Source organism: Paraburkholderia unamae (assembly GCF_003268775.1).
In the GTDB taxonomy this organism is placed as follows: domain Bacteria; phylum Pseudomonadota; class Gammaproteobacteria; order Burkholderiales; family Burkholderiaceae; genus Paraburkholderia; species Paraburkholderia unamae.
Map to the genome: position 1 here is coordinate 58,210 of NZ_QLSU01000044.1, position 16,504 is coordinate 74,713.

17 protein-coding genes and 1 tRNA gene are annotated in these 16,504 nt (G+C 64.3%); 11 read left to right on the plus strand and 7 right to left on the minus strand.

Annotated features, from left to right (window positions below; genetic code table 11):
- Nucleotides 1-177: 177 nt before the first annotated feature.
- Nucleotides 178-1,398 (plus strand): CaiB/BaiF CoA transferase family protein, encoded by a 1,221-nt coding sequence (locus C7401_RS40750; RefSeq protein ID WP_112177719.1) that lies wholly within the window; start codon nucleotides 178-180, stop codon nucleotides 1,396-1,398.
- Nucleotides 1,399-1,401: 3 nt separating this feature from the next.
- Here the strand turns inward: C7401_RS40750 and C7401_RS40755 are convergent, their stop codons facing one another.
- On the minus strand, nucleotides 1,402-1,977 hold the full coding sequence (locus C7401_RS40755) for an RBBP9/YdeN family alpha/beta hydrolase (protein ID WP_112177720.1): 576 nt from the start codon (nucleotides 1,975-1,977) through the stop codon (nucleotides 1,402-1,404).
- A 150-nt stretch (nucleotides 1,978-2,127) separates the two neighbouring features.
- On the opposite strand from C7401_RS40755, the gene C7401_RS40760 reads away from it, so the two are divergent.
- Nucleotides 2,128-3,846 (plus strand): glutamine--tRNA ligase/YqeY domain fusion protein, encoded by a 1,719-nt coding sequence (locus C7401_RS40760; RefSeq protein ID WP_112177721.1) that lies wholly within the window; start codon nucleotides 2,128-2,130, stop codon nucleotides 3,844-3,846.
- 87 nt (nucleotides 3,847-3,933) lie between these two features.
- On the opposite strand, the gene C7401_RS40765 is transcribed toward C7401_RS40760, so the two are convergent.
- On the minus strand, nucleotides 3,934-4,383 hold the full coding sequence (locus C7401_RS40765; RefSeq protein ID WP_112177722.1) for an NUDIX domain-containing protein: 450 nt from the start codon (nucleotides 4,381-4,383) through the stop codon (nucleotides 3,934-3,936).
- 7 nt (nucleotides 4,384-4,390) lie between these two features.
- Nucleotides 4,391-4,780, minus strand: coding sequence for a hypothetical protein (locus C7401_RS40770; RefSeq protein WP_112177723.1), 390 nt, complete (start codon nucleotides 4,778-4,780; stop codon nucleotides 4,391-4,393).
- A 194-nt stretch (nucleotides 4,781-4,974) separates the two neighbouring features.
- Between C7401_RS40770 and C7401_RS40775 the strand changes: the two genes are divergently transcribed.
- Nucleotides 4,975-5,226, plus strand: coding sequence for a hypothetical protein (locus tag C7401_RS40775; protein WP_112177724.1), 252 nt, complete (start codon nucleotides 4,975-4,977; stop codon nucleotides 5,224-5,226).
- 39 nt (nucleotides 5,227-5,265) lie between these two features.
- On the opposite strand, the gene C7401_RS40780 is transcribed toward C7401_RS40775, so the two are convergent.
- The gene (locus tag C7401_RS40780; RefSeq protein WP_112177725.1) at nucleotides 5,266-6,678 is read right to left on the minus strand and encodes a cytochrome-c peroxidase; all 1,413 of its coding nucleotides are present in this window, start codon (nucleotides 6,676-6,678) and stop codon (nucleotides 5,266-5,268) included.
- A 289-nt stretch (nucleotides 6,679-6,967) separates the two neighbouring features.
- On the opposite strand from C7401_RS40780, the gene C7401_RS40785 reads away from it, so the two are divergent.
- The 3 genes from C7401_RS40785 (at nucleotide 6,968) to C7401_RS40795 (ending at nucleotide 9,951) form a co-directional block, all read left to right on the plus strand.
- Complete coding sequence (locus C7401_RS40785) at nucleotides 6,968-8,554, plus strand: acid phosphatase (protein ID WP_181565818.1); 1,587 nt, start codon at nucleotides 6,968-6,970, stop codon at nucleotides 8,552-8,554.
- Nucleotides 8,555-8,733: 179 nt separating this feature from the next.
- A complete protein-coding gene (locus C7401_RS40790; protein ID WP_146758082.1) occupies nucleotides 8,734-9,219 on the plus strand; it encodes a PH domain-containing protein in 486 nt (161 codons plus the stop codon).
- Between the two features lie 69 nt (nucleotides 9,220-9,288).
- Nucleotides 9,289-9,951, plus strand: coding sequence for an SGNH/GDSL hydrolase family protein (locus tag C7401_RS40795; RefSeq protein WP_112177727.1), 663 nt, complete (start codon nucleotides 9,289-9,291; stop codon nucleotides 9,949-9,951).
- A 116-nt stretch (nucleotides 9,952-10,067) separates the two neighbouring features.
- Here C7401_RS40795 and C7401_RS40800 read toward each other — a convergent pair.
- Nucleotides 10,068-10,144: transfer RNA gene (locus C7401_RS40800), tRNA-Arg, on the minus strand.
- A gap of 131 nt (nucleotides 10,145-10,275) precedes the next feature.
- On the minus strand, nucleotides 10,276-11,106 hold the full coding sequence (locus C7401_RS40805) for an undecaprenyl-diphosphate phosphatase (protein ID WP_112177728.1): 831 nt from the start codon (nucleotides 11,104-11,106) through the stop codon (nucleotides 10,276-10,278).
- A 496-nt stretch (nucleotides 11,107-11,602) separates the two neighbouring features.
- On the opposite strand from C7401_RS40805, the gene C7401_RS40810 reads away from it, so the two are divergent.
- The 4 genes from C7401_RS40810 (at nucleotide 11,603) to C7401_RS40825 (ending at nucleotide 15,733) form a co-directional block, all read left to right on the plus strand.
- On the plus strand, nucleotides 11,603-12,517 hold the full coding sequence (locus tag C7401_RS40810; RefSeq protein WP_112177729.1) for an aldose epimerase family protein: 915 nt from the start codon (nucleotides 11,603-11,605) through the stop codon (nucleotides 12,515-12,517).
- 165 nt (nucleotides 12,518-12,682) lie between these two features.
- Nucleotides 12,683-13,396, plus strand: a complete 714-nt coding sequence (locus C7401_RS40815) for a peptidoglycan DD-metalloendopeptidase family protein (protein ID WP_112177730.1) — start codon at nucleotides 12,683-12,685, stop codon at nucleotides 13,394-13,396.
- A gap of 676 nt (nucleotides 13,397-14,072) precedes the next feature.
- Nucleotides 14,073-14,381 (plus strand): DUF2288 domain-containing protein, encoded by a 309-nt coding sequence (locus C7401_RS45860; protein WP_112177731.1) that lies wholly within the window; start codon nucleotides 14,073-14,075, stop codon nucleotides 14,379-14,381.
- Nucleotides 14,378-15,733: an MATE family efflux transporter gene (locus C7401_RS40825; RefSeq protein ID WP_224042886.1), complete on the plus strand. Its 1,356-nt coding sequence runs from the start codon at nucleotides 14,378-14,380 to the stop codon at nucleotides 15,731-15,733. The genes C7401_RS45860 and C7401_RS40825 overlap by 4 nt, the downstream gene beginning before the upstream one ends.
- 26 nt (nucleotides 15,734-15,759) lie before the next feature.
- Here C7401_RS40825 and C7401_RS45245 read toward each other — a convergent pair whose 3' ends face one another.
- Nucleotides 15,760-15,930 carry a hypothetical protein gene (locus tag C7401_RS45245; RefSeq protein WP_181565819.1) on the minus strand — a complete coding sequence of 57 codons (171 nt, stop codon included), beginning with the start codon at nucleotides 15,928-15,930 and terminating at the stop codon, nucleotides 15,760-15,762.
- Nucleotides 15,931-16,061: 131 nt separating this feature from the next.
- Between C7401_RS45245 and C7401_RS45250 the strand changes: the two genes are divergently transcribed.
- Complete coding sequence (locus tag C7401_RS45250; RefSeq protein WP_165822956.1) at nucleotides 16,062-16,235, plus strand: hypothetical protein; 174 nt, start codon at nucleotides 16,062-16,064, stop codon at nucleotides 16,233-16,235.
- Nucleotides 16,236-16,504 lie beyond the last annotated feature (269 nt).

The window sequence follows — 16,504 nt, forward strand, 5'->3', positions numbered from 1 at the left end:
GTTTGCATGCGCACGACAGCGAACAGGCAGCCCGTTCACGACCGCTTGATGTTCCGCAGTGCGGAACTTTGTACCGGAAATTGGCGTGTGACGGCCGGATCGCTTACCATTGCCAGCAACGGCCGGCGCGCCACGCGCGCTCGCGCCCCGCCTCAGAACGACATTGGAAGACACAGCATGGGCGCTCTCAGCCATATTCGCGTACTCGATCTCACCCGCGTCCTCGCCGGACCGTGGTGCGCACAGACCCTCGCCGACTTCGGCGCCGACGTGATCAAGGTGGAACGCCCCGGCGCCGGCGACGACACGCGCCACTGGGGGCCTCCGTACCTGAAGACGCCCGACGGCGCGGACACCGCGGAGGCCGCCTACTACCTCGCCGCGAACCGCAACAAGCGCTCGGTGACGGTGGACATCGCCACGCCCGAGGGGCAGCGCATCGTGCGCGAGCTGGCCGCGCAAAGCGACATCGTGCTGGAGAACTACAAGGCCGGGCAGTTGAAGAAGTACGGCCTCGACTATGCGTCGCTGCGCGAGGTGAAACCGGACCTCATCTATTGCTCGGTGACCGGCTTCGGGCAGACGGGGCCGTACGCCTCGCGCGCGGGCTACGACTTCATCGTGCAGGGCATGGGCGGCTTCATGAGCATCACCGGCGAGCGCGACGCGCTGCCGGGCGGCGGCCCGCAAAAAGCGGGCGTGGCGATCGCCGATCTCATGACCGGCATGTACTCGACGATTGCCGTGCTCACGGCGCTCGCGCACCGCGACCGCACGGGCGTGGGCCAGTACATCGACATGGCGCTGCTCGACGTGCAGGTGGCCATGCTCGCGAACATGAACTCGAACTACCTGGCGAGCGGCAATCCGCCCGTGCGCTGGGGCAACGCGCATCCGAACATCGTGCCCTATCAGGCGTTCCAGACGAGCGACAGCTGGATCATCCTCGCGGTGGGCAACGACGGGCAGTTCCGCAAGTTCGTGGAGGTGGCGGGCCGCACCGAGCTGGCCGCCGACGAGCGCTTCGCGACCAACCCCGAGCGCGTGCGGCATCGCGACACGCTCGTGCCGATCGTGGCGGATCTGATCCGCGCGCGCACCAAGGCCGACTGGATCGGCGCGCTCGAAGCCGCGGGCGTGCCGTGCGGGCCGATCAACAATCTCGCCGAGGTGTTCGAGAACGAACAGGTGATCGCGCGCGGGCTCCAGGTGGATGTCCCGCACCCTTCGGGCGGCACGGCGCGGCTCGTGGGCAACCCCATCCGCATGAGCGAGACGCCGCCGCGCGTGGCGAGCCACCCGCCCACGCTCGGCGAACATACCGATGCGGTGCTGCGCGAGGTGCTCGGGTATGGCGACGCGCAGGTGGCGGCGCTGCGCAGCAAAGGCGTGGTGTGATGCTCAGGCGGCGGCCGGGCCGCCGGGCCTCCCCATCGACATCAGCCAGTCCAGCCCTTGCGGCCAGTCGTCGAGGCCGCTTTCCGCGTTGATATGACCGCGTGCGCCGATGTCGATCCAGCGGCCGCCCCACGCTTTCGCGCAGCGCTCCGAAAACCCGAGGCCGCCATACGGATCGTCGCTGCTGGCGACGACGACGCTCGCGAACGGCAACGCCGCCAGCGGCACCGGCTCGAACCCGCGTGCAGCGCGCGGAAATTCGGGTCCGTGCGGGTCGGGCAACGCCACCAGCAGCGCGCCCGCCACCTTCGCGCGCGTCGCGGCGCTCGCGTGGCGCGCGGCCCAGTGCGCAACCGTGAGGCACCCCAGGCTGTGCGCGGCGAGGCGCACGCCGTCCGGCGCGCGCGCCACGGCGGCCTCCAGCGTCGCGCACCATGCATCGCAATCCGGGTGCAGCCAGTCGGGCATCTGCACCCGCTCGAAGCCCGCGTGCGCGGCTTCCCAGCGGGTTTGCCAGTGTCCCGGCCCCGAGTTCATATAGCCCGGCAGCACCAGCACGCGCGTTTCGTTCGTCGTCACTTTTTCCCCTCGCTTGTTGTGGTCCGCGCGACGATCCGGCACCGGGACTAGCGTGGCGGGTCGCGTCAGGTAGAATGGAAGACACCAATGGGCGCCCGATTACGCGTTGTTTACCTTTTCCAGGGCGCCCTCGAACGACTCCCTTTTCGCATGAATACCGAACGTAAAGACGCCGACCGCACGGACGCGCCTGCGGCATCCAATTTCATCCGCAACATCATCGACGACGACAACCAGTCGGGCAAGTGGGCGCAGCGTGTCGAAACGCGCTTCCCGCCGGAACCGAACGGCTATCTGCACATCGGGCACGCCAAGAGCATCTGCCTGAACTTCGGCGTGGCCAAGCGCTATGGCGGCGTGTGCCACCTGCGCTTCGACGACACGAACCCGGAAAAGGAAAGCGTCGAGTACGTCAACTCGATCGTCGACGCGGTCACGTGGCTCGGCTTCGAGTGGAAGAAGGCCGATCAGGAATACCTCTTCTACGCAAGCGACTACTACGACAAACTCTACGAGTTCGCCGAACTGCTGATCCAGCGCGGCCGTGCCTATGTGGACAGCCAGTCGCCGGAAGAGATGCGCGCCAACCGCGGCTCGGCCACGGAAGCGGGCAAGAACTCGCCGTTCCGCGATCGCTCCGTCGAAGAAAACCTCGACCTCTTCCGCCGCATGAAGGCGGGCGAGTTCGAAGAAGGCGCGCACGTGCTGCGTGCGAAGATCGACATGGCGTCGCCGAACTTCAACATGCGCGACCCGGTGATTTACCGTATCCGCTTTGCGCATCACTACCGCACCGGCGACAAGTGGTGCGTGTATCCGATGTACGACTACACGCACTGCATCTCGGACGCGCTGGAAAACATCACGCACTCGCTGTGCACGCTCGAGTTCGAGGACCATCGCCCGCTGTACGACTGGGTGCTGAACGAACTGGCCGACGCAGGCGTATTCACGCGCCCGCTGCCGCAGCAAATCGAATTCTCGCGCCTGAACCTCACCTACGCGATCACGAGCAAGCGCAAGCTGCTGCAACTCGTGACCGAAGGCCACGTGGAAGGCTGGGACGACCCGCGTATGCCGACCATCGTCGGCGTGCGCCGCCGCGGCTTCACGCCCGAGAGCATCCAGCTGTTCTGCGAGCGCATCGGCGTGACGAAGGTCGATTCGTGGATCGACATGAGCGTGTTCGAAGGCGCGCTGCGCGACGACCTCGACGACAAGGCGCCGCGCGCGACCGCCGTGCTCGATCCGCTCAAGCTTGTCATCGACAACTATCCCGAAGGCCAGTCCGAGCCGTGCAGCGCGCCGGTGCATCCGCATCATCCCGAGCGCGGCAATCGCGCGTTCGCGTTCTCGCGCGAACTGTGGATCGAGCGCGAAGATTTCCAGGAAACGCCGCCGAAGGGCTACTTCCGTCTGTTCCCGGGCAACAAGGTGCGACTGAAGTACGGCTTCGTTGTCGAGTGCACGGGCGCGGAGAAGGACGCCGAAGGCAATATCGTCGCCGTGCATTGCAACTACTTCCCCGACAGCAAATCGGGCACCGAAGGCGCGAGCAACTACAAGGTCAAGGGCACGATCCACTGGGTCGCCGCCGACAACGCGGTGCCGGCGGAAGTGCGCATCTACGACCGCCTGTTCCGCGAAGAGCAGCCCGACGCGGGCGGCCGCGACTTCCTCGAAGCGCTCAACCCGGACTCGAAGCGCGTGGTGCAGGCGTATCTGGAACCGGGCGCGCGCGACGCCGCGCCGGAAGACCGTTATCAGTTCGAGCGCCACGGCTACTTCGTCGCCGATCGCTACGATTCGAAGCCGGGTGCACCGGTGTTCAACCGCATCGTCGGTTTGCGCGACAGCTGGGGCAAGTAAGGCACACGCTGCGCCCGCAATGCAAAAGCCCGCACGGATTCGTGCGGGCTTTTTCCATTTCTGCGGCGGCTTGCTCGCGCGGCCGGATCAAAGCGTGCGATGCAGCTCCGCGAGCGAGAGCGTCGTGTCGAACAGCCGCGTGAGGCTGCGGCTCGCGTAGTGCTCGACGTCGCGCGGCGCGGTCCAGCGCCACGCATCCATTTCCGGGATCATCACGCCGTCTTCGCGGCGCGGAAAGAGCGACACGCACACGCAGCGCGACAGGTCGAGTTCGTCCGCCGACGCACGGGCGGCGAACAGATGCAGGTCCTTGTCGCGCCGGTACGCGTAACGGCCGAGATCCACGAGCCGCGACGCCATGACGTCGATGCCGGTTTCCTCGACCATCTCGCGGCGCGCGCTTTGCACTTGCGTTTCGCCGGGCTCGCCCTGCCCCTTGGGAATGTCCCAGTGATTCGTGCCGGTGGCGTGCGCGAGCAACACCCGGCCTTCAGGATCGAGCAGCACGATGCCGCACGACACGATCTTGCCGTTCACCGCGCGCTCAGTGCTGCTTCTGGAAAACCCATGCGCCTTCGCCCTTGCGGCAGAAGTGCGGGCGCAGCGTCATCGACTGGCCCTTCGCCGTGATGACGACTTCCGTGTCGCGGCAGGTCTTGTCGCCTTCCTTTTGCGTATTCGACGGCGTGATGGTCGAGTTGATACGCGTGCCGTTACGCGAGCCTTCGTTCGTCCACGTCGTGCTCTCGCCGTCGGCCTTGGTCTCGACGGCCTGGCGCACGGCGTTCTGGAGCGAGTTGTAGTCCGCCTGGTTCATGAACGACATGGGCGTGTTGTTCAGAAAGCCCAGGTTGGCGGCATGCGCACTGCCCACGCCGATCGTGATGAGCAGCGCAGCATTCAGGGCGCGCAGGGTACGAGGCAACTTGGCCATTGAGTGTTCTCCTTGGTGTGCGGTACGGCTCGGCGAAAAGCATAGCATGCGCCCTTTTTTCGCCTGCCCGGCATGGCCGTCCGTGCACCCTAAACCGCCGCCCGCTTTTTCAGATTGCTCCGATGGCGACGCCGACGCCCGATCTCTACGATCGGCCTGTCATCTGCCTACGCATCCCATCAGGAAAAGCTGACGTGACCTACTCCATCGTACTCAGGGCCCTCGCGGTCCTGCTGGTCCTCGTCTGTATCGGCTTGATGGCTTTCGTCGCGTGCTATACGCATACGCCGCCTACGTCGGTACCGCAGGCTCCCGCTCCGAGGCTCACCGCCGATTCCGCACGCGCCCCGCGCTGGCCGGACGCCACGGTGCGCATCGGCACGCTGGCCTTGCTCGCCTCGTTCGTCGTGCTCACGCTCGCCTGCCTTCGGATCGCGGGCGCCTGATGCGGCGCCCTGCCTGCCCGCTCTGCCCGAGCCAGGCGCTCAGTGCGCGCCCGGGTGCCAGCCGTCGGTGAGCGTATCGAGGAACGCCATCACGTCCTTGATTTCCGCGTCGTTGAAAACCGGCTCGTCGCCGGGCTTGCGGTCGAACGGCGGATCGGTATTGAGATTCACCCAGTAGCGGCGCGGCAGGTCGTCGAACTTCTGCACCTTGCCCTTCACCACCGGATAAAACTCCTCCGGGTTCGTGTCGCGCCGCGCATAGAAGCGCAGCACGTCTTCCAGCGAGTGGTAGACGCCGTTGTGGAAGAACGTCTTCTTGAGCACGACGTTGCGCAGCGTCGGCGTGCGGAAAAGCCCGCAAAATTCCGCGCGGTGGCCGAGGTCGGTGCGCTCCGGGCCGCACGCGCCGAGATCGTAAAAGCGCGGGTCGCGATTGACCGCGAGCGCGCGATTGCGCGGCACGCCCACGGCGATCAAACCGAAGTCGCTGAACTGCGGCGGCGAGCCATCCTTCGCGCGCTGGCTGATGTGGCAGCTCGCGCAATTGCCCTTCTTCTCGTCGTTGAAGAGTTGCAGCCCGCGCAGTTCGGCGGCGGTGAGCGTCGCCTTGCCGGACAGATACGCGTCGTACTTGCTCGTGTACGGATAGAACACTTCCGGCGACTGCTCGAACGTCTCCAGCGACTTCAGCACGGCCTTGAAGGTGGCGTCATCGTCATTGAGAACGTCCGCGCCGAACGCCTCGCGAAACGCCCCGGCGTAAGGGGCCGCGCGCACGGCCGCCGCCACCTTCTTCGGCGAGCTCGCCATTTCGAAATTCGAAAGCAGCGGAATGCGCGCCTGGTCCGAACCGCGATCGACGCGGCCGTCCCACGTGAGGCCGCCCGTCGGGCCCGCGTCGACGCTTTCGTCGCCCTCGTCGTCGGAGTCGTGATAGTGCTCGGCGAACGCCGGCACGGCTTGCAGATACTTGAGCGTCGGCACCGCGCGCATGCCCTGTCGATGCATGTCCGCGCCGCCGAGCTGCACGTCGAGCGCGTTGGCCGGCGTGAACGCATGGTCGGGGCTGTGACACGATGCGCACGACATCTTGCCCGAGCCCGAGAGCGACGGATCGAAGAACATCTGCTTGCCGAGCACGGTCATGCGGCGCACCTGCGCGTAGACCTCGGCGCGCGTCTGGCCGCCTTGCGCGGGGGCGGCGATTTTCATCAGCTTCACGCCCTGCGCAGCGCGCGAATTCGACTGCACGCTGGCGTCGCGCGCACTGGCGGCGCTGCCGGATGCGCCGGCCGCAACGTCTGCGCCGGCCGCGCTTCCCGCGCCACCGTCACACGCCATCAACAACGACGACAGCGCGGCCGCCACCACGAGCAACCGGCCAGGGCGGCGCGCCCCGCCCTGCCATCGAGCCTGTGTTCGCGCCGAACGGCGCGTCAATCTACGCAACATGCCTGATCCCCGAAGCTTGAATGCGACGCGTACGTGGCGTCGCGCCGCTGCGATGCGAATGCCGATGCGCGGACATTGCGCATCGAAGTCGCGAAAGCGTATGTCAGGGATGTGACGACTACATGACACGAAGTAAGACGAACGTCATGCAATTACAGGGCAAAGAAAAGCTGAATGTAATTATTTACATATGGCTGTCAAATTCCATTGCGACACTGCGGCTCGCCCGAAGGCTCGGTGTCATTCCCGCGCCGGCCTCCATGCGGGCCCCCAACGCGAGAGAGAAAAAATGATCAGCAAAAAGTGGTTCCATGCGACGCCGATCGCGGCAGCAGCCGTAGCGGCGCTGACCGTCGCGGCCTGTGGCGGCAGCGACGACAGCAAGCCCAGCCTTTCGTCGGTGAAGAACATCGTCGTGATCTATGCGGAAAACCGTAGCTTCGACAACCTGTACAGCACGTTCCCGGGTGCCAACGGCCTGCAAAACGTGAGCGCGCAAAGCGCGCAGCAGCTCAACCGCGACGGTTCCGTGCTGGCCACGCTGCCGACCGTCTGGAACGGTCTCACGCAAACGGGCGTCACGCCCGTCGTGACCGCCGCGATGACGGAGAACATGCCGAACGCACCGTTCGCCATCGACGACGCGAAGGGCTACAACGTGCCGCTCTCGGTCACGACGCGCGACCTGTACCACCGCTTCTACGAGAACCAGATGCAGATCCACGGCGGCAAGAACGACATGTTCGCCGCGTGGGCCGACTCGGGCGGCCTCGTGATGGGCCACTACACCTCGAGCGCCGAAAAGCTGCCGCTCTGGAAAATCGCCCAGCAATACACGCTCGCCGACAACTTCTTCATGGGCGCATTCGGCGGCTCGTTCCTGAACCACCAGTGGCTGATCTGCGCGTGCACGCCGCTCTACGCGAATGCGGACAAGAGCCCGGCCTCGAGCTCGATCTCGGCCGTGGACGCCGACGGTGTCTCGCTCACGCTCGCGTCGAATTCGCCGAAGTCGGCGCTCGACGGCATTCCGAAGTTCGTGAAATCGGGCAACCTCACGCCGGACTTCTACGCGGTCAACACGATGCAGCCGCCGTACCAGCCGAGCGGCAACGCGGCGGCATCGGGCGGCGACAAGAACCTGGCCGACCCGTCGAACGCAACCACGCTGCCGGCGCAAACGACGCAGAACATCGGCGACCTGCTCTCGAACTCGGGCATCACGTGGGCGTGGTACGGCGGTGCCTGGGGCGCGGCCGCGAGCGCAGCGCAGAACGGCACGTCGGGCGTGATCTACGGCGCGAACATGACGGCGCCGAACTTCCAGCCGCACCATCAACCGTTCAACTACTTCGCGAACTACGCACCGGGCACCGACGCACGCGCGAAGCACCTGCTCGACGGCGGCATGGACGGCACGGAGTTCATCAAGGCCATCGACGCGGGCACGCTGCCCGCGGTCGCGTTCTACAAGCCGCAGGGCAACCTGAACGAGCACGCGGGCTACACCGACGTGGCGAGCGGCGACCAGCACATTGCCGACGTCATCGCACATCTGCAAAAGAGCCCGCAGTGGAACAACATGGTCGTGGTCGTCACGTATGACGAAAACGGCGGCTTCTGGGATCACGTCGCGCCGCCGAAGGGCGACCGCTGGGGTCCGGGCTCGCGCATTCCGGCGCTGATCATCTCGCCGTTCGCGAAGAAGGGCTACGTCGATCATACGCAGTACGACACGACCTCGATCCTGCGCCTCATCACGCGCCGCTACTCGCTGCCCACCCTGCCGGGCCTCGCGAACCGCGACGCCGCGCTCAAGAGCAACGGCGCCCAGTCGATGGGCGACCTGACCAACGCACTCGATATCAAGCTCTAAGCGTAATCGACCATCGATCACCGGATGCTTTCGATCCGGTTTGACGGGCAGCCTGCGGGCTGCCCGTTTTTTTGCCACGGAACCCCGACGACCGATTGCGACGTTTGACCACGGACCTCACGCGCAGGCATGCACTACCTTACAAGTAGCTGTCTGCACAAGTATTGACGGAGGTCATTGTGAAATACGTGGAATCGACGCTCCTCCCCGGCGAACGGATCGTCTGCGAGGGACACCCGAGCTTTTGGGCAATGGGGCCCCGAATCACATTGAGCCTCTTGCTGATGATCTGGGGCGTGATCATCGGCACCATGGGGACGTCGCCGATTTCGGCCGTGGTGTTTTTTGTCGCAGGCTTGCTGCTGTTCGGCGCCTCGCTGCTCGCGTGGTGGACGACGGAGCTCGCGCTGACGAACAAGCGGCTCGTCGCGAATTTCGGGCTGGTCCGGCGCCGCGCTGTGGAGTTGCCGCTCGGGCGGATCACGACCCTGAAGATCGAGCACAGCGTAGTGGGACGGATCCTGGACTATGGCTCGATTGTCGTTGCGGGGGCGGAGGCGCCGGCGGTGACGATTCCCGGGATCTCGGGTCCGGTCGAATTTCGACGGTTGGTGCTGCTCGCGCAGGCGGCTGAGGAGCCGGTGGCGTTGAGGCTGGTGGCGTGAGGGGGCGCCTCTTGTGCGAGTCTTGCGGGCCGTTATACTCGTCGCCGCCCTTTGACCTGAAACAAGCGCATGAAAGAAGACATTCTCGTACTCGGGGACTCTCACGTCCTCGTGTTCAGCTGTGAGCATATGGCTCAAGCATTCCCGGATCATCACTTCGATGTCGTCAATGTACCGGGCGCGACGGTGTCGGGATTGCCGAACCCGAATGCAGTAACAGCGGCAAAGCAGAAGTTTGATGAAGCCATCGCCAGTACGAAGGCCCGCAAGGTCGTCGTCATGATCGGCGAGGTCGATACAGGATTCGTGATCTGGTATCGGGCGCAGAAGTACGGCGCGTCAGTCGATGAAATGGTCGAGCTTGCCCTCACCCACTATCAGCAGCTTTTGCTCGAACTACGCGAGCGATTCGACGTTGCCTGTGTCAGCACGCCGCTGCCTACGATCCGGGACGGCGCCGACTGGGGCGAAGTCGCGAACCGGCGTAGGGAGGTGAGCGCAACGCAAAGCGAGCGCACCGAGCTGACGCTGACATTCAACAGTGCCATGCAGGCGTTCTGCGCCAGCAACGGCATCGCGTATGTGATGCTCGATGAGGACTCGCTGGGCGATAACGGGATCGTAAAAGACTCGCTGCTGAATGCTGATCCTCGCGACCACCATTACGACGCGCAGGAACACGCGAGGATGATTGCGCCGCTGCTGCAACCGTGGGCCGCGCGCGGGCGTTGAGTCTTTGGTGCGGGGCAGGTTCGGTGGTGTGCGCTGCCGCGTTTGTGGCAGACGACCTGGGCGATGGGGTCCGTGTGACCCCGGCGCGGCCCCGCGTAGGCGCGAAGCCCGGAATGTGGCGCGACAGGAGGGGCTCGAACCCCCGACCCTCGGCTTAGAAGGCCGATGCTCTATCCAGCTGAGCTACTGTCGCGTAGCCATGCGCGAGACCGCATGAGGGCCTCGCGAAGACGGGGCTGGATTATACCGCGATCGCCCCGCTCGGTCGCGCCCTGCTCCTTGCGCGTGACGAAGCCAGTCAGGAGCAGGAACGCTGACGCCGGATCAAACCGGCTGCTGATGCAGCACAAACCAGCCAAGGAACACCGCGCCGGCAATTACGCAGTACAGGCCGAACGAAGCGAGGCGCCCGCGCCCTTCGAAATAGCGCATCAGGAACTTCACGCTGAGCCATGCGGCGATACCGGTGAGCACGCCGCCAACCAGGGCGGTCATGAGCTGGTCGCGCGCGTGGAAGAGCTTCGGCAGTTCGAGCACGCCGGCCGCGAAGATGATCGGCGTGCCGAGCAAGAACGAGAACTCAGCGGCTTTTTCCGCGGTGAGGCCCGCTGCATTGCCGGCGATCATCGTCAGGCCGCTGCGCGAGAAACCCGGAACAAGTGCGCCGATCTGCGCAAGGCCGACGAAGAACGCCTGGCGGAACGTGAGCTTCTCGGGCGGGCGATGCGCGCGCGAGCGCTGGAGGCGGTCGCCGAACCACAGCAGCACGCCATTGATCATCAACGCCGCAGCGACGATGCGCAGATCGTGAAAGATGACTTCGATGCGCTTTTCGAACACGAGGCCAACGATACCCGTCGGAATCGTCCCGATGATGAGCGCCCACATCATGTGGCCATCATCGTTTTTGCGGCCGGCCAGCGAGCTGAAGAAGCCGCTGATCAGCGCGACCCAGCGCTCGCGGAAATACCAGAGCAGCGCGACCGCGGTCCCCAGGTGCAACGCAACGAGGAACGGCAGCAACTGCGGCGCGTGCTTGTCGATGTGCATGCCGAACACGGCCGGCACAAGCAACGTGTGGCCGAGACTGCTCACGGGGAAGAGTTCGGTGACACCTTGCAACACGCTCAGGAAGAATAGAAACCAGAGACTCACGCGCGGATCCTCGTAATGATGGTGTAAGGGGCCGGACCGTCGCGGAGTCGGTGCGGCAAAGCGCACCGATTATGCCTGGCACGAATTGCAGCGCCAAGCTTCGGGAGTCATTTGTCGGAAAAATTACTGCGTCGCAACAAAATTGTCTGCGAATGACTAGAACCTGACGCGAGCGCGCCTGTCGGCGCTCGTCGGTGGAGACGTGATGCGGGACGCAATCGTGAGCGGTCAGCGCGCCATCTTGTAGAAAAAATACGCGCTGCTGCCGACAAAGAGGCTGAACAGCGCCATGCTCATTGCCATTGCGAGGTCCATGGACGTCTCCTGCGAAAATGCTCTGTGCGCTAGCGCACGGTCATGCGAATTATGCGGATTCCCGCCCTTGAACAAAACTCACGCTTTCCCGACGAGGGTTTCCACGCATGCGAAAGCGGCGCACAATCCGCCTGCCTGGCGCACGCGCGCCGCATCCTTTCCACCGACTTCAGGCTTGCCCATGAACGCTCATCCGCAGCAGGACATCCTCACTCTTTCCCGTGGCGCCTCCACCCTGCGCTTCGCGCCGTGGGCCGGTGGACGCTTGCTCTCGTGGGACATCGCCGGGCAACCGGTCATCGTGTGGCCGGACAATGCGAACTGGGGCCAGCCGGCGCGCGTGCGCGGCGGCAACCCGCTGCTCTTCCCGTTCCTCGGGCGCCATCGCGTGGACGGTCAGATCGGACGCTGGCGCGACGCCCAGGGCGTGGTGCGCGATCTGCCGATGCACGGCTTCGCGCGCGACCTGCCGTTCGCCGCGCAAGTGGACGACGACGGGCACGGGCTGCGCATGACGCTGGTCGACTCCGATGCCACGCGCACCGGCTATCCGTTCGCCTTTCGTTTCGAAGCGGTCTACCGACTGGCCGACGCGCACACGCTCGACGTGTCGCTGAGCGTGACCAATACCGGCTCGACGCCGCTTCCCTGGTACGCAGGTCACCACTTCTATTTCGCGTTGCCTCACGCACAGCGCGCGCAGACCACGCTAGATATGCCGTCCGGACAGCGCCGCTATCAACTCGCGGACGGTTCGATCAGCGCGCCCGAACCCGGCGCCGCTCAATATCGGCTCGACGACGCGAGCATCATCGACCGCTTCCATGTGCTCGAACCGACACCGCCCGCCTCTCTCGTGCAACTCGTGGCGCCTGGACTCGGCCGGCGCGTGACGATCGATCTCGACCGGCCCGGCTCGCTGCCCTGGTATGCCGTCACGACATGGACGGAAGCCGACGACTCGGACTTCTACTGCGTCGAGCCCTGGCTCGGGCTGCCCGACGCGATTCACAACGGTCTGGGTCTGCGTTCGCTCGCGGCAGGACACACCGAAACGGCGACGTTGCGCATCGGCGTCGAAACGCTCGCCAGCTAAGCGCGTTTGCCGGACGCTACGCCGGGCTGCATCCGTATCTTCACCCGGTTGCGTCAGGCATTTGTCAGGCGAAATTCCAGCTACGCCGGCAAACCCGCTAAAATCGGGCGTTTTGCCAGCGCGGCGGCCATCGGTCAGCCGCAAGGCAGCGTCATGCGAGGTTCAATGTTGGCATCAGGAATCAGACGGATCGCATGTGCGGCGCTCGTCGCGCTGCTCGCCGCGTGTGGATCGGCGCCGGTCGGACCCGGCTATTACCGCGTGGAACGCGGCGACACCGTTTTCAAGATCGCACGCAACAATCGCCAGTCCGTGCAAAACATCGTGCGCTGGAACAATCTGTCGAACCCCGATGCGATCGAAGTCGGACAGGTCCTGCGCGTCGAACCGCCCGCGGGCACGGCAAGCGTGCGCACCAGTCCCACGCCGCGCACGGGCGCGTCCGCGTCCGCCGCGCGCGATAACGCAGACGCTACCGATGCTTCGGCAGGATCGTCGGCCGCCGCTGCACCGTCGATCTCGCTCGTCTGGCCGACCAGCGGCCAGGTCATCCGCAATTTCGACGGGCGCGATTCGAAGGGCATCGACATCACCAACGCGGCGGGCACGCCGATCGTCGCGGCTGCGCCGGGCACCGTGGTTTATGCCGGCAACGGTCTGCGTGGTTATGGCAATTTGCTGATCATCAAGCATAGCGGTGAGTACCTGACGGCCTACGCGCACAATCAAACGCTGCTCGTGAAGGAAGGTCAGAGCGTCGAGCAAGGGCAAAAAATCGCGGAGATGGGCAGTTCCGACAATGATCGCGTGATGCTGCACTTCGAGCTGCGCTACCAGGGACGCTCGATCGATCCGACGCGCCAACTGCCCGCACGCTGAACGCTGCCGTTCCACCTTTGAATCGCCATTCGACAGACGAAAAAAAAGCCCGGCATAGAGCCGGGCTAACGGGGGTTTGGCGCATATCGGCAAAGGACCGGTTTACCATGCGCCGAATCGCAATCTATCAATCGGCTTCTTGCGGCGCAATCACTTAATTACGCCGAAAATGTGCTACGGCGCACGGATTATGTGTCGCATCACTTTTCAACGACGAATCGGGAAGCGGGACCGACCTCCGATACGCATAAAAGCCCTTGCCGCGACGAGGCTCCCCGGCCTTGTGACAGGTAGTGGAAACGCTTTCTGGGCGTGGCTTTCCGGTCGCTTAGACTTGCCTTACAGCGACGTCTATGCCGACGCCTTTTGCCTCTTTAAAGCGCCGCTCTTTAGGCATTTTCCAGCTCGCCGTCTTTAGTGGGCGAGCGCACGTAACGGCGCATTAATCCGAGTGGGTGTACGTTTTTGATACACCAATTCGCAATTCGCTTAGATCAGATGTTTGATCTTTTAAATCAGTCTTTTTGTCTGTATTTTGGCGGCTCGAACCTGGTTATCGGTCATTAACCTGATTAATGGCCTGGTCAGGGTGTGGTACGCCGCTCATCATCGCGCCCTGCCGTCGCATGGCGCGCTATCGTTTATAGTATCGGCCGCAACAAGTTCCCATCACATCATGACTACCGAAGACGCCAATCCCAGTCCGCTTTACGCCAAGCTGCTCGGCGAAACCGCCAAGATCGACTGGCAGGATCTCGAACGCTTCTTCGCGCAAGGCAAGCTGCTGCGCGTAGCGCGTGACCTCGATCTCGTCAGCGTGGCCGAAGCCATCGCCAATGACGACGGGACCGCTGTGACCCAATGGCTGTCTGCGGGTCTCGTCGAACGCATGCAGGCGGAAACCGCAGCCGACTTCGCGGCGCGCAAACCGGAGCTGTGGGCCGTCGTCGTCTCGCCGTGGGTTTGCGTGCAGGAACGCGCTTGAGCGGCGCCGAGGCCCTGCCCGACCAGCGAGGCTGGCATCGGCGCGTGCTGACGCTCGCGTTTCCGATTGTCCTGGCCAATCTGACTCAACCGATACTCGGCGCCGTCGACACCGCGGTGGCAGGCCACCTCGGCAGCGCGGCCGACCTTGGCGGCGTTGCGTTGGGCGGCCTCTTTTTCAACTTCGTGTTCTGGGGCTTCGGCTTCCTGCGCATGGGGACGACCGGGCTCGTCGCCCAGTCGTTCGGCGCGCGTGATTTTTCTGCCTTACGCGCCAATGTCGTGCGTGCGCTGCTGCTCGCGTTCGCGATCGGCGCGGCAATCCTCCTGATTCAGTCGCCGTTGATCCGCTATGCGCTCGACGCCATAGGCGGCAGCGCGAAAGTGCAGCACAACGCGAGCGTTTACTGCCAGGCGCGCATCGGCTCCGCTCCGTTTGCTTTGGCCAACTATGTCGTGCTGGGCTATCTGCTTGGCACCCAGCGCGTGCGCATTGCACTGGCTTCGCAGATCTTCATCAACTTGTCGAACGTCGTTGCCGTGCTCGCCTACGTCTACGGACTGCATTGGGGCATCGCCGGCATTGGCGCGGCGACGGCCACCGCCGATACACTCGGCTTCGTGTTTGGTGCGTGCGTGCTGTGGAAACTGCGCCCTCGCGGGCTTGCACCGCTCGCGCTGCGTACCGTGCTGGAGCCCGCGGCGCTCAAGCGGCTTGTCGCCATCAATCGCGATATTTTTCTGCGCACCCTTTGCCTGCTGGGCTCGTTTGGCTGGTTCGCCCGCCTCGGCGCGAAACAGGGGGACGCCATCCTCGCCGCCAACGCCCTCCTCCTCAACTTCCAGACCTTCATGGCGTATGGGCTCGACGGCTTCGCGCATGCAGCCGAAGCGCTGGTTGGCGCGGCGATCGGTGCGGGGAACCGCAACGCCTTTCGTCAGGCAGTGAAGATAAACCTGCTCTGGTCGGCGCTGGGCGCGTTGGGCTTTTCCGCGATCTATTGGGTCTGCGGTCCCTGGATCATCGAACAACTCACCGACCAGCAGTCAGTGCGCGTTGCGGCCCAAACCTTCTTGCCGTGGGCAGCGCTTTCGCCACTCGTTTCCGTCTGGGGCTTTTTGCTCGACGGCGTTTTCATCGGAGCGACGCGCACGCGCGAGCTGATGCAGGCGATGGCGGTATCGCTGGCCGTGTTTCTTTGTGCGTCGTGGGCGCTGGTCGGCCCATTCGGCAATCACGGTCTCTGGGTTGCGCTGCTCATCTTCATGGCCGCGCGCGGCCTGACGCTTTCACCGCTGCTGCCTCGCGTCAGCGGCGCGATCGGCCCCGCCTCCTCCGCGACGCTGCGCTAAACGCGCGGCTTCGCGCCGCCCCGCGTTCATTGCGCGGGCGGCGGATTCTCGATCATCACCGGCGGCCTGTCGTCGGTTGGCACGCCGTGATAATCGGGCGGGTCCTGTGGCGGCGTGCCGTGGTGGCGGGACGTCGAATTGTCGGCGCATGCCGCAAGCATAATGGTCATGACAAGGGCCAGATAAACACGGTGCATCGGCTCAAATCCTTCCTGAACGGTTATCCGATCACGGCTCGCAATATGTGGCGGCGTGGCTGCATTGGCTATTTTTTCCGTTGCAACACTGTTCTAAGATACGAGCATGGCTGCAACCAACGGAGGCTGCCATGGATGCCGAAACGATTGCGGGTCTGATTGGTCTTGCTGTGGGTCTGCTGGTGCTGCTTGGGCTATCGATTTTCGAATCGCGCGCCTACCGGAAGGAGCACGACGGCGAAGGCATGATGCATCACTGGCTGGCCGAGCATCATGTGCTCGACCGGGTTCGTCGCAGACACTGAACCCAGCGGTGCGCACGCTTTGCGTACGCGCCAGTTGCCTGAGTCTCCACGCGACTAGCGAAAATTAGTCGAGGGAGGCTTTTGCTTTGCCCGAAGGCAGCTCCTTCTTTTTCCGGCGCCCAAACGCCAGAACCCCGGCTCTCTTTCGGAGACACCGGGGTTCTGGACTTTACAGCATAAGGAGCCTGACGATTACCTACTTTCACACGGGCAATCCGCACTATCATCGGCGTGGAGTTGTTTCACGGTCCTGTTCGGGATGGGAAGGG